This is a genomic window from Citrobacter sp. Cpo030 (assembly GCF_030333005.1).
Classification (GTDB): domain Bacteria; phylum Pseudomonadota; class Gammaproteobacteria; order Enterobacterales; family Enterobacteriaceae; genus Citrobacter; species Citrobacter portucalensis.
On sequence record NZ_JAOWGT010000045.1, the window covers coordinates 15053 to 27232 of the forward strand.

Consider the following 12180-nt stretch of genomic DNA (forward strand, 5'->3'; position numbering starts at 1 on the left):
ACACAATGCAGGGTTCTGTGACAGAGTTTCTAAAACCGCGCCTGGTAGATATCGAGCAAGTGAGTTCGACGCACGCCAAGGTGACCCTTGAGCCTTTAGAGCGTGGCTTTGGCCATACTTTGGGTAACGCACTGCGCCGTATTCTGCTCTCATCGATGCCGGGTTGCGCGGTGACCGAGGTTGAGATTGATGGTGTACTACATGAGTACAGCACCAAAGAAGGCGTTCAGGAAGATATCCTGGAAATCCTGCTCAACCTGAAAGGGCTGGCGGTGAGAGTTCAGGGTAAAGATGACGTTATTCTTACCTTGAATAAATCTGGCATTGGCCCTGTGACTGCAGCCGACATTACCCATGATGGTGATGTCGAAATCGTCAAGCCACAGCACGTGATCTGCCACCTGACCGATGAGAATGCATCTATTAGCATGCGTATCAAAGTTCAGCGCGGTCGTGGTTATGTGCCGGCTTCTACCCGAATTCATTCGGAAGAAGATGAGCGCCCAATCGGCCGTCTGCTGGTCGACGCATGCTACAGCCCTGTAGAGCGTATTGCCTACAATGTTGAAGCAGCGCGTGTAGAACAGCGTACCGACCTGGACAAGCTGGTCATCGAAATGGAAACCAACGGCACAATCGATCCTGAAGAGGCGATTCGTCGTGCGGCAACCATTCTGGCTGAACAACTGGAAGCTTTCGTTGATTTACGTGATGTACGTCAGCCGGAAGTTAAAGAAGAGAAACCAGAATTCGATCCGATCCTGCTGCGCCCTGTTGACGATCTGGAATTGACTGTCCGCTCTGCTAACTGCCTCAAAGCAGAAGCTATCCACTATATCGGTGATCTGGTACAGCGTACTGAGGTTGAGCTTCTTAAGACGCCTAACCTTGGTAAAAAATCTCTTACCGAGATTAAAGACGTGCTGGCTTCCCGTGGACTGTCTCTGGGCATGCGCCTGGAAAACTGGCCACCGGCAAGCATCGCTGACGAGTAACCGGATCACAGGTTAAGGTTTTACTGAGAAGGATAAGGTCATGCGCCATCGTAAGAGTGGTCGTCAACTGAACCGCAACAGCAGCCATCGCCAGGCTATGTTCCGCAATATGGCAGGTTCACTGGTTCGTCATGAAATCATCAAGACGACTCTGCCGAAAGCGAAAGAGCTGCGTCGCGTAGTTGAGCCGCTGATTACTCTTGCCAAGACTGATAGCGTAGCTAATCGTCGTCTGGCATTCGCCCGTACTCGTGATAACGAGATCGTGGCAAAACTGTTTAACGAACTGGGCCCGCGTTTTGCGAGCCGCGCCGGTGGTTACACTCGCATTCTGAAGTGTGGTTTCCGTGCAGGCGACAACGCGCCGATGGCATACATCGAGCTGGTTGATCGTTCAGAGAAAACAGAAGCTGCTGCAGAGTAATCTGTAGTAACGTAAAAAAACCCGCCTCGGCGGGTTTTTTTATATCCGTCATATCCCCACTTATCTACAATATCTGTACTCTTTTTGTTCATCCCCTGGAGTGTTGTATGTGGTTACTTGACCAGTGGGCAGAGCGCCATATTATTGATGCACAGTCTAAAGGCGAGTTTGATGATTTACCGGGAATGGGCGAACCGCTGACTCTTGACGATGACTCCCATGTCCCGCCTGAACTCCGAGCAGGATACCGTTTATTAAAAAATGCAGGTTGCCTTCCTCCTGAGCTCGAACAACGCAGAGAGGCAATACAGCTGCTTGAAATACTCGCGGGGATCCGCAAAGATGATCCCAGTTATCCGGAGGTGAGCCGAAGACTGTCGCTACTGGAACTTAAACTTCGGCAGGCTGGACTCAGCACCGAGTTTTTGCGCGGTGACTACGCAGATAAGTTGCTAAAAAAGATCAACGACGAATAGCGGAGAGAGCATGTACCGAATTGGTGAAATAGCGAAACTGGCTGACGTGACGCCGGATACTATCCGCTACTATGAAAAGCAGCAGATGATGGAGCATGAAGTGCGTACTGAAGGCGGATTTCGCCTCTATACAGAAAGCGATCTTCAGCGCTTGAAGTTTATTCGTTATGCCCGGCAGCTTGGTTTCACTCTGGAGTCGATCCGCGAATTGCTTTCGATCCGTGTTGATCCCGAACACCATACCTGTCAGGAATCAAAAGGGATCGTCCAGGAAAGACTGCAAGAAGTCGAAGCCCGTATTGCTGAACTTCAGACGATGCAGCGGTCTCTGCAGCGATTGAATGATGCATGCTGCGGCAAGGCACACAGCAGCGTGTACTGCTCTATTCTTGAAGCTCTTGAGCAAGGCGCCAGTGGAACAACATCAGGCTGTTGATTTCTTGAACTGCCAGGTCTACACTCGCGGCGTAAATTCCTACAAATTGGAGATATTATGAGTCGTTATCAGCACACCAAAGGGCAGATAAAGGACAACGCCATTGAGGCGCTTCTGCATGACCCACTGTTCAGACAGCGCGTTGAGAAAAATAAGAAAGGGAAAGGAAGTTATCTACGTAAAGGAAAACATGGCAATCGGGGTAACTGGGAGGCCAGTGGCAAGAAAGTAATTAACTTTTTTACCACTGGCCTTCTTGTTTCAGTGAGTGCTTAAGAGCGATTATTCTGTTCTTTCAGCAGGTCACGAATTTCACTTAGCAATACTTCTTCTTTCGATGGAGCTGGCGGTGCTGCCGGCTCTTCCGCTTTTTTACGGTTCAGTTTGTTGATCAGTTTGATTGCCATAAAGATAGCAAACGCAACAATAATGAAATCGAATACATTTTGAATAAATACACCGTAATGCATGACCACGGCAGGGATGTCTCCCTGTGCATCACGTAGCGTTAAAGCAAACTGTTTAAAATCAATTCCACCAATTAACAGCCCCAGCGGCGGCATAATGATATCGGCAACCAGTGATGAAACAATCTTACCGAATGCCGCGCCAATAATGACACCCACTGCCAAATCGACAACATTCCCGCGCATCGCGAATTCGCGAAACTCTTTAATAATGCTCATTTTATTCTCCCTATGCAGCTGACGTTTATAAGTTTAACAAATGTTTAGGCAATTTCCATTTATGTATTGCCGAAAGGAAAATTTATTAGACCATGAAAAATAAAGGGAAATAAAAAGGGCGCTGTATTAGCGCCCAAATTATTACAGGAAAAAAGGACTTGGCTGGAATAGTCGCTCAACGTCGGTAATAAACTTTTTATCTGTCAGGAACATAATTACGTGATCGCCCTGCTCAATGCGCAGGTTATCGTTGGCAATCATGACATCGTTACCACGTACAACGGCGCCAATAATGGTTCCGGGCGGAAGTTTAATTTCATCAATTGAACGCCCTACAACTCTCGACGTCGTTTCATCCCCGTGTGCGACGGCTTCAATGGCTTCCGCGACGCCACGGCGAAGTGAAGAAACGCCAACAATATCAGCTTTACGCACGTGGCTCAGCAGCGCGGAGATGGTCGCCTGCTGCGGTGAAATCGCAATATCGATCACGCTGCCTTGCACCAGATCGACGTATGCTCTGCGCTGGATCAACACCATTACTTTCTTGGCGCCCATCCGTTTGGCAAGCATCGCCGACATGATATTTGCTTCGTCATCATTGGTCACTGCGATGAACAGATCGACCTGATCGATATGTTCTTCGGCCAGTAACTCTTGATCCGAAGCATCACCAAAAAAGACGATCGTATTTTGTAGTTTCTCTGCAAGTTCGGATGCGCGTTGTTGATTACGTTCGATCAGTTTGACGCTGTAATCTTTTTCCAGACGACGTGCCAGACCCGCACCGATATTACCGCCACCCACTAACATAATGCGTTTGTACGGCTTTTCCAGACGCTGCAGTTCACTCATTACGGCGCGTATATGCTGTGATGCCGCAATAAAGAAGACTTCATCACCCGCTTCAACGATCGTAGAACCTTGCGGACGGATCGGTCGGTCATGACGGAAAATCGCCGCAACGCGGGTATCGATGTGCGGCATATGCTCACGCATTGTTGACAGCGCATTACCGATAAGCGGCCCGCCGTAATAGGCTTTTACTACTGCCAGACTGACTTTACCTTCGGCAAAATTCACCACCTGTAATGCGCCCGGATATTCAATCAGGCGATAAATGCTATCAATAACCAGTTGCTCAGGCGCAATCAGGTGATCGATTGGCACCGCATCGGATTGGAACAGCTTGTCGGCATCGCGAACGTAATCTGGTGAACGAATACGGGCGATGCGATTAGGCGTATTAAACAGTGAATAAGCTACCTGGCAGGCAACCATATTTGTTTCATCTGAGCTGGTTACGGCAACCAGCATATCGGCATCGTCGGCACCGGCTTCACGCAATACGCGGGGATGCGAACCATGCCCTTGCACGACACGGAGATCAAACTTGTCCTGCAGGCTGCGCAGGCGTTCACCATTGGTATCGACTACCGTGATATCGTTGTTCTCTCCGACCAGGTTTTCAGCCAGCGTACCGCCAACTTGCCCTGCGCCCAGAATGATAATTTTCATCAGTCGCGACCCGTTATCTCATCACTTTTTGATTAGCTTAGCGTAAAAGAAGCCATCGCCATCTTCCGCACCCGGTAAATTCTGACGTCCGGGTTTTTCCGGCGTACCGGTTTCGCTTAATACCGCATCCGGTGTGCGTGCCAGGAAGGCGGCAATTTGCTGCTGGTTCTCTTCTGGCAGGATAGAACACGTTGCATACACCAGCGTGCCGCCAGATTTAAGATGTGACCAGGTAGCATTCAGGATCTCAGCCTGTAATTGGGCAAGTTCGGCAATATCCCGGTCGCGGCGCAGCCATTTGATATCCGGATGGCGACGGATCACCCCGGTAGCAGAACATGGAGCGTCCAGCAAAATACGGTCAAACTGTTGTTCACCGCACCACTGCTGTGGATAGCGGCCATCCCCCTGTTTTACGGTTGCCTTCATGCCCAGACGTTTCAGATTGTCGTAAACGCGCGATAAGCGTTTTTCATCCACATCGACGGCCATGACGTTAGCTAGCGGAGCAACTTCCAGAATGTGAGTAGTTTTACCGCCCGGCGCACAGCACAGGTCGAGGATCTGCTCACCGTCCTCCGGCAACAGATAATTTACGCATCCTTGAGCGGAAGCATCCTGAACCGTGACCCAACCTTCGTCAAAACCAGGGAGGGCGTGAACTGGAGCCGGTGTTTCCAGACGCACTGCATCCGGGTAGTCTGGATGCGGAAAACCTGTTAATCCCGCTTCGGTAAGCAGGCCTAGCCAGGCGTCGCGAGTATGGTGATTACGATTGACTCGTAGCCACATCGGCGGTCGCTGGTTATTGGCTTCAAGAATGGCTTCCCACTTCTGCGGATACGCACTCTTAATACGTTTCACCAGCCAGGAGGGGTGTAAGAAGCGCAAATCGCTTTGCGCAAACTCGGCCAGCAGTTCATCCTGACGGCGTTGAAACTGGCGCAGTACGCCGTTGATCAGCCCTTTCAGCTGTGGACGCTTAATAATGACCGCGCCTTCTACGGTCTCAGCTAACGCAGCGTGTGCTGGAATTCGAGTATGCAACAGTTGGTAGAAGCCCACCATGATCAGGTAGTGAACGGTGCGCTGTTTGCCCGTCATTGGACGTTCCATCAGTTGCTGGATCATCCACTCCAGTTGAGAGAGTGTACGTAATACGCCGAAGCAAAGTTCCTGTAACAGCGCTTTGTCTTTATCGGCAACTTTTTGCTGCATGGCGGGCAGCACGTTACTTAGTGATTGTCCTTTCTCGACAACCTGTTCGACGGCCTGGGCCGCCATACTGCGTAAATTAAGATGTTTTTTCATAAGCGCAAAAATAAAAATGCCCGGAGACACCGGGCTTAAAGAGATGAACCGTCAGGCCAGACGGTTTCCGGGCACGAACCACTCCCGGCGTGAATTAAGCAGATCCTGCGCGCTCATGGCTTTTTTACCGGCAGGCTGCAAAGAGATAAGATTCAGAATGCCGTCACCTGTTGCGACCTGGATACCCTGCTTTGTCGCCTCTAGAATGGTGCCTGGCTCGGCCTGGGTGTTTACAGCAATAACCGAAGCTTGCCAGACTTTCACTGGCTGACCATCGATTTCAAGCCAGCTCATTGGCCACGGGTTAAAGGCGCGGATGCAGCGTTCCAATTGAACAGCCGAAAGCGACCAGTCGATACGGGCCTCTTCTTTGCTGAGTTTTTCTGCATGCGTAACCAGTGATTCGTCTTGTACCACCGGTTTTATTGTACCGGCAGCCAGCTGTTTTAGCGTTTCAATCAGCCCCTGAGGCCCCAGGTCTGCCAGCTTGTCATATAACGAACCGCTGGTATCTTCTGCCGTAATTGGGCAGGACAGCTTCAGCAGCATATCACCGGTGTCGAGGCCAACATCCATCTGCATGATGGTAACACCGGTTTCGGCGTCGCCTGCCCACAGTGAGCGCTGGATCGGTGCTGCACCCCGCCAACGCGGAAGCAGGGAACCGTGAACGTTGATACAACCCAGGCGCGGCATTTCCAGTACTGCTTTTGGCAGGATCAGGCCATATGCCACCACCACCATCACGTCTGCGTGTAAATCAGCAACCAGTAGTTGGTTTTCCTGAGGGCGAAGAGAGACGGGTTGAAAGACCGGTATCCCTTTTTCTTCTGCCAGCACTTTTACCGGGCTGGGCATCAGCTTTTTACCGCGTCCCGCCGGGCGGTCCGGTTGGGTAAACACGCCAACGACGTTATGTCCAGAAGACAGCAGCGCGTCGAGATGACGCGCTGCAAAGTCAGGTGTACCCGCAAAAATAATACGTAGTGAGTCCGACACGTTGATCCTTGTCCTTAAGCTCGAGCGTTCAGGCGGTCGAGTTTTTCAACTTTCTGACGAATGCGTTGTTGCTTCAACGGAGACAGATAATCGATAAATAGTTTACCGACCAGGTGATCCATTTCATGTTGAATGCAGATAGCGAGCAGGCCATCGGCTTCCAGTTCAAAAGATTTGCCGTCGCGATCAAGCGCACGAATTTTTACTTTCTCTGCACGCGGTACTAACGCACGCTGTTCAGGAATAGACAGACAGCCTTCTTCAATGCCGGTTTCGCCGTCTTTTTCCAGCAGTTCTGGGTTAATGAGTACCAACTGCTCATCGCGATTTTCAGAGACATCAATAACAATGATGCGCTGATGAATATCGACCTGTGTTGCTGCCAGACCGATACCTTCTTCGGCGTACATCGTTTCGAACATATCATCAACGATACGCTGAATTTCTGCATTCACTTCTTCAACCGGTTTTGCGACTTTGCGAAGGCGCTCGTCCGGAATATGTAACACTTGCAAAACTGACATAGTTATCCAGAGTTGTGTTCAGGAGTTGAAAAGATAATTACCTCTATTCTAGACAAAACCCCCTCTGATTGACAGCATCAGTGACCAATCGCAAAGATTGCCAGGACTGCTTGTGGCAGGGGAACAGGGATGACCCAAATCGAAATTTGGCTACGTTTAGCGCAAGTGAATGAACTGTATGGTGATGAGATAGTGCGCGTTGCTCACTGGCTCAATACTCAACCGTGTATTAACAACGCGGTACTCTTGCAGGCTGGATTCTCTCCACGCCAGGCAAGACGCTTTTTAACCTTTTCAGATCTGACGCTGGAAAAAACGCTGCGCTGGCTTGAACAGCCTAACCACCATTTTGTGGTTGCCGACAGCGAGCATTATCCGCCACAGCTCCGTGCGATTGAGGATTATCCTGGGGTGCTTTTTGTTGCAGGAGCTCCTGCATGCCTCCACTCATTTCAAGTTGCCGTTGTCGGTAGTCGACAACACTCATGGTATGGCGAACGCTGGGGACGGTTGTTTTGCGAAAATCTTGCTGCATGTGGGGTGACGATCACCAGCGGTCTGGCCCGGGGGATTGATGGCGTGGCGCACAATGCTGCGATAAACCGACAAGGCACAAGTATTGCGGTGCTGGGAAATGGACTTGAGACCATTCACCCACGACAGCATATCCGTCTTGCGGAGCGACTTATTGAGGCTGGGGGCGCACTGGTGTCTGAGTTCCCATTAAATATGCTCCCTTTGCCGCGCAATTTTCCCCGACGAAATCGCATTATTAGTGGGCTAAGTAAAGGTGTACTGGTCGTTGAAGCTGCACAGCGTAGTGGTTCACTGGTTACTGCTCGCTGTGCACTGGAACAAGGGCGGGAGGTGTTTGCTTTACCAGGGCCGATTGGGAGCCCGGGAAGTGAAGGCCCGCATTGGCTTATTCAGCAGGGAGCCATGCTTGTGACGACACCAGAGGAAATTCTTGAAAATTTGCAATATGGGCTGCAATGGTTGCCAGATGAACCTGAAAAATCAATTTATTCGCCAGATCACGGAGAGGTGGCATTGCCATTTCCGGAGCTCCTGGCTAACGTAGGAGATGAGGTAACACCTGTTGACGTCGTCGCTGAACGTGCCGGCCAACCTGTGCCAGAGGTAGTGGCTCAACTGCTCGAACTGGAGTTAGCAGGGTGGATCGCAGCTGTACCCGGCGGCTATGTCCGATTGAGGAGGGCATGCCATGTTCGACGTACTAATGTATTTGTTTGAGACATATATCCATAACGAAGCTGAGCTGCGTGTGGATCAGGACAAACTGGAACGGGATCTTACCGACGCTGGTTTTGATCGTGAAGACATTTACAACGCGTTACTTTGGCTGGAGAAGCTTGCTGACTATCAGGATGGCCTTGCTGAACCTATGCAGCTGGCATCGGACCCTCTTTCTATACGTATTTATACTGCGGAAGAGTGCGATCGACTGGATGCAAGCTGTAGAGGATTCCTGCTATTCCTGGAGCAGATTCAGGTGCTAAACCTCGAAACGCGAGAAATGGTTATTGAGCGCGTACTCGCGCTGGATACGGCAGAGTTCGATCTGGAAGACCTGAAGTGGGTGATTCTGATGGTGCTATTCAACATTCCAGGTTGTGAAAATGCCTATCAGCAAATGGAAGAATTACTCTTTGAAGTGAATGAAGGTATGCTGCATTAATCAATCTTCATTCAGTATGAGTTGTTATGGCTAAATCAGCACTGTTCACGGTGCGTAAAAACGAGCCCTGCCCACAATGCGGGGCTGAACTGGTTATTCGTTCCGGGAAACACGGTCCATTTCTCGGTTGTTCACACTATCCAGAATGCGATTACATCCGTCCGCTGAAATCTTCCGCGGACGGACATATTGTCAAAGTTCTGGAGGGTAAGCTTTGTCCTGCATGTGGCGCTGAGCTGGTGCTGAGACAGGGACGATTCGGTATGTTTATTGGATGCAGTGACTATCCTGCGTGCGATCACACCGAGCTCATCGACAAGCCTGATGAAACAGCAATAGTCTGTCCTCAATGCCAGACTGGTCATCTTGTCCAGCGGCGTTCCCGTTATGGCAAAACCTTTTACTCCTGCGATCGCTATCCGGAGTGCCAGTTTGTCATTAACTTCAAACCGTTAGCCGGAGAATGTCCTGAGTGTCATTATCCGCTTCTCATCGAAAAGAAAACCGCGCAGGGTGTGAAGCATTTCTGTGCCAGTAAACAATGTGGAAAGCCGATTTCGGCGGAATAAAAAAGTGAATAATAACCTGCCCACAGATCCTATCGTTGCTGCGATAGCGGTTCTGAAACAAGAAAAAGTCATCGCCTATCCAACTGAAGCTGTATTTGGTGTCGGCTGCGACCCCGATAGCGAAACGGCGGTGAGCCGTTTGTTGGCGCTAAAACAACGTCCGGTCGATAAAGGGTTAATTTTAATCGCGTCAAACTTTGAACAACTTAAACCGTATATCGACGATAGCATGCTCACCGATGCTCAACGTGACGCTGTTTTCGCCCGTTGGCCTGGTCCTGTTACCTTCGTTTTCCCAGCGCTTGCGACAACGCCACGCTGGTTGACCGGGCGCTTTGATTCTCTGGCTGTTCGCGTCACCGATCACCCGCTGGTGGTTGCGTTGTGCCAGGCTTATGGCAAACCGTTAGTTTCTACCAGTGCTAATTTGAGTGGCTTACCGCCTTGCAGAACGGTAGAGGAAGTTCGCGCACAGTTCGGTACAGACTTTCCTGTGGTTGAAGGGGAGACCGGGGGGCGTTTGAATCCTTCGGAGATCCGTGATGCTCTGACAGGTGAACAGTTTCGACAGGGGTAATATGAAAGAAGCCTATGCTGTTTTTGGTAATCCGATAGCGCACAGTAAATCGCCCTTTATTCATCAGCAATTTGCAGAGCAGCTGAAGATTGATCACTCCTACGGGCGTGTATTGGCACCCATCAATGATTTTGTGAATACCCTGAACGCTTTTTTTGCTGAGGGCGGGAAGGGGGCAAATGTCACCGTGCCTTTTAAAGAAGAGGCATTTGCACGTGCCGATGAACTAACGGAGCGGGCATCGCTTGCTGGAGCGGTCAACACCCTTAAACGGCTGGAGGATGGGCGTTTGCTGGGAGACAACACGGATGGTATCGGCTTGTTGAGCGATCTTGAGCGTTTATCTTTCATTCGTCCCGGATCGCGAGTTCTGCTGATTGGTGCGGGTGGTGCATCCCGTGGAGTTTTATTACCTCTTCTTTCTATGGATTGCGCGGTGACTATTGTTAACCGTACCGCTTCGCGCGCTGAAGAACTGGCACTAATCTTCTCCCATACCGGCAGCGTACAGGCGGTAGGAATGGATGAGCTTGATAATTACAGTTTTGATTTGATTATTAACGCGACATCCAGCGGAATTAGCGGTGAGATACCGGCTATTCCGACATCTCTTATTCACTCATCTGTCTATTGTTATGACATGTTTTATCAGAAAGGAGATACACCGTTCCTCTCCTGGTGTGCCGAACATGGGGCGAAACAATATGCTGATGGCCTGGGTATGCTGGTGGGGCAAGCAGCGCACGCCGTTTTACTCTGGCATGGGGTTTTGCCGCAGATTGAACCCGTCATTAAAAGCATGCAGCAGGAATTGTCGGCATGAATCAGGCGATCCAGTTTCCCGATCGAGAAGAATGGCGCACGGATGTCAGCGCCGTGGTTTTTCCGGCGATGGTTCATGGTATGCAGTTAACATGTGCCATATCTGGAGAGATGCTGGCGTCCCGCTTTGGCGGCGACACGCCTGAACAGTGGTTGGAAATCTTTCAACAGCATCGCTGGGATCTGGAAGAAGAAGCTGAAGGATTGATCCAGGACCAGCAGGAAGATGCTCAAGGTTGGGTGTGGTTACTCTGACTTAAATATTCATCTTTCCACTTAACATAGTTGTTAGCTGAATATTGTAAGCCTGCTTTCTCTTCATCGCTTAATGGACGGATTTGTTTAACCGGGCTTCCCAGGTACAGATACCCGCTTTCCAGGCGTTTGTTTTGGGGAACCAGGCTCCCAGCCCCAATCATAACGTCGTCTTCTACTACCACGCCATCCAGCAGAATCGAACCCATACCGACTAATACGCGGTTGCCAATGATACAGCCGTGTAGCATGACTTTATGGCCGACCGTTACATCCTCACCCACGATCAATGGATTACCCTGCGGATTAGACGTGGATTTATGTGTGACATGGAGAACGCTGCCGTCCTGAATGTTTGTACGGGCACCAATTTGTACATAGTTAACGTCGCCACGAATGGCAACCAGTGGCCAAATTCCGACATCATCAGCCAAACGAGCATCACCAATGACGACACTGCTGGTGTCGATCATCACGCGATTTCCGATCTGTGGGAAAAGATCCTTATAAGGACGCAGTACATCAGACATGTTTACCTCAACGAAAATAGAGCAGTAATGAAGACTTTGGTTGGATTATTGAGACTGTGCAAGTGGTTTAGCTATCAAAAATCAGCCAAATTGCGCAGGAATGTAGCGAAAGGAGTGAAAAACAAGCATTCAGAAAAAAAGATCCAAAAAATACTTGTGCTAAAAAATGGGATCCCTATAATGCGCCTCCATCGACACGGCGGATGTGAATCACTTCACGCAAACAGCCGGTTCGGTTGAAGAGAAAAACCTGAAAATGAGGGTTGACTCTGAAAGAGAAAAGCGTAATATACGCCACCTCGCGACAGAGCGCTAAAGCGCGTCGCAACTGCTCTTTAACAATTTATCAGACAATCTGT

17 protein-coding genes are annotated in these 12180 nt (G+C 50.0%); 11 read left to right on the plus strand and 6 right to left on the minus strand.

Features of this window, described 5'->3' with window-relative positions:
* The first annotated feature begins 5 nt into the window (after nucleotides 1–5).
* The 5 genes from OGY37_RS04915 (at nucleotide 6) to arfA (ending at nucleotide 2607) form a co-directional block, all read left to right on the plus strand.
* Entirely contained in the window at nucleotides 6–995 is a 990-nt protein-coding gene (locus OGY37_RS04915; RefSeq protein WP_003031139.1) for a DNA-directed RNA polymerase subunit alpha, read from the plus strand.
* A gap of 40 nt (nucleotides 996–1035) precedes the next feature.
* Nucleotides 1036–1419, plus strand: a complete 384-nt coding sequence (rplQ, locus tag OGY37_RS04920; protein WP_001216370.1) for a 50S ribosomal protein L17 — start codon at nucleotides 1036–1038, stop codon at nucleotides 1417–1419.
* A gap of 107 nt (nucleotides 1420–1526) precedes the next feature.
* Nucleotides 1527–1895: a DnaJ family domain-containing protein gene (locus OGY37_RS04925; RefSeq protein ID WP_003828274.1), complete on the plus strand. Its 369-nt coding sequence runs from the start codon at nucleotides 1527–1529 to the stop codon at nucleotides 1893–1895.
* 10 nt (nucleotides 1896–1905) lie between these two features.
* Nucleotides 1906–2331, plus strand: a complete 426-nt coding sequence (gene zntR / locus OGY37_RS04930; RefSeq protein WP_003031145.1) for a Zn(2+)-responsive transcriptional regulator — start codon at nucleotides 1906–1908, stop codon at nucleotides 2329–2331.
* Nucleotides 2332–2388: 57 nt separating this feature from the next.
* Entirely contained in the window at nucleotides 2389–2607 is a 219-nt protein-coding gene (gene arfA / locus OGY37_RS04935) for an alternative ribosome-rescue factor ArfA (protein ID WP_003828276.1), read from the plus strand.
* Here the strand turns inward: arfA and mscL are convergent.
* The 5 genes from mscL to def form a co-directional block, all read right to left on the minus strand.
* The gene (gene mscL, locus OGY37_RS04940) at nucleotides 2604–3017 is read right to left on the minus strand and encodes a large-conductance mechanosensitive channel protein MscL (protein ID WP_003031152.1); all 414 of its coding nucleotides are present in this window, start codon (nucleotides 3015–3017) and stop codon (nucleotides 2604–2606) included. The genes arfA and mscL overlap by 4 nt on opposite strands.
* A gap of 141 nt (nucleotides 3018–3158) precedes the next feature.
* Nucleotides 3159–4535, minus strand: a complete 1377-nt coding sequence (trkA, locus tag OGY37_RS04945; protein ID WP_003031153.1) for a Trk system potassium transporter TrkA — start codon at nucleotides 4533–4535, stop codon at nucleotides 3159–3161.
* A 21-nt stretch (nucleotides 4536–4556) separates the two neighbouring features.
* Nucleotides 4557–5846: a 16S rRNA (cytosine(967)-C(5))-methyltransferase RsmB gene (gene rsmB / locus OGY37_RS04950; RefSeq protein ID WP_279275437.1), complete on the minus strand. Its 1290-nt coding sequence runs from the start codon at nucleotides 5844–5846 to the stop codon at nucleotides 4557–4559.
* A 51-nt stretch (nucleotides 5847–5897) separates the two neighbouring features.
* Nucleotides 5898–6845, minus strand: a complete 948-nt coding sequence (fmt, locus tag OGY37_RS04955; RefSeq protein ID WP_003828282.1) for a methionyl-tRNA formyltransferase — start codon at nucleotides 6843–6845, stop codon at nucleotides 5898–5900.
* Nucleotides 6846–6859: 14 nt separating this feature from the next.
* Nucleotides 6860–7369, minus strand: coding sequence for a peptide deformylase (gene def / locus OGY37_RS04960; RefSeq protein WP_003828283.1), 510 nt, complete (start codon nucleotides 7367–7369; stop codon nucleotides 6860–6862).
* 129 nt (nucleotides 7370–7498) lie between these two features.
* Here def and dprA point away from each other — a divergent pair, with 129 nt between their 5' ends.
* Genes dprA through OGY37_RS04990 form a run of 6 tightly spaced genes read left to right on the plus strand, consistent with a single transcriptional unit; the run spans nucleotide 7499 to nucleotide 11291 of the window.
* Nucleotides 7499–8623 (plus strand): DNA-protecting protein DprA, encoded by a 1125-nt coding sequence (gene dprA / locus OGY37_RS04965; protein ID WP_149282164.1) that lies wholly within the window; start codon nucleotides 7499–7501, stop codon nucleotides 8621–8623.
* Entirely contained in the window at nucleotides 8595–9068 is a 474-nt protein-coding gene (gene smg / locus OGY37_RS04970; RefSeq protein WP_003031162.1) for a DUF494 family protein Smg, read from the plus strand. Before dprA ends, smg begins: the two co-directional genes overlap by 29 nt.
* Nucleotides 9069–9094: 26 nt before the next feature.
* A complete protein-coding gene (locus OGY37_RS04975; RefSeq protein WP_003828287.1) occupies nucleotides 9095–9637 on the plus strand; it encodes a DNA topoisomerase family protein in 543 nt (180 codons plus the stop codon).
* A 4-nt stretch (nucleotides 9638–9641) separates the two neighbouring features.
* Entirely contained in the window at nucleotides 9642–10214 is a 573-nt protein-coding gene (gene tsaC / locus OGY37_RS04980; RefSeq protein ID WP_003828289.1) for an L-threonylcarbamoyladenylate synthase type 1 TsaC, read from the plus strand.
* 1 nt (nucleotide 10215) lies between these two features.
* A complete protein-coding gene (aroE, locus tag OGY37_RS04985; protein ID WP_003828290.1) occupies nucleotides 10216–11037 on the plus strand; it encodes a shikimate dehydrogenase in 822 nt (273 codons plus the stop codon).
* Nucleotides 11034–11291: a DUF1488 family protein gene (locus OGY37_RS04990; RefSeq protein WP_148361411.1), complete on the plus strand. Its 258-nt coding sequence runs from the start codon at nucleotides 11034–11036 to the stop codon at nucleotides 11289–11291. The genes aroE and OGY37_RS04990 overlap by 4 nt, the downstream gene beginning before the upstream one ends.
* On the opposite strand, the gene OGY37_RS04995 is transcribed toward OGY37_RS04990, so the two are convergent.
* Nucleotides 11267–11821, minus strand: coding sequence for a gamma carbonic anhydrase family protein (locus tag OGY37_RS04995; RefSeq protein WP_003031171.1), 555 nt, complete (start codon nucleotides 11819–11821; stop codon nucleotides 11267–11269). The genes OGY37_RS04990 and OGY37_RS04995 overlap by 25 nt on opposite strands.
* Nucleotides 11822–12180 lie beyond the last annotated feature (359 nt).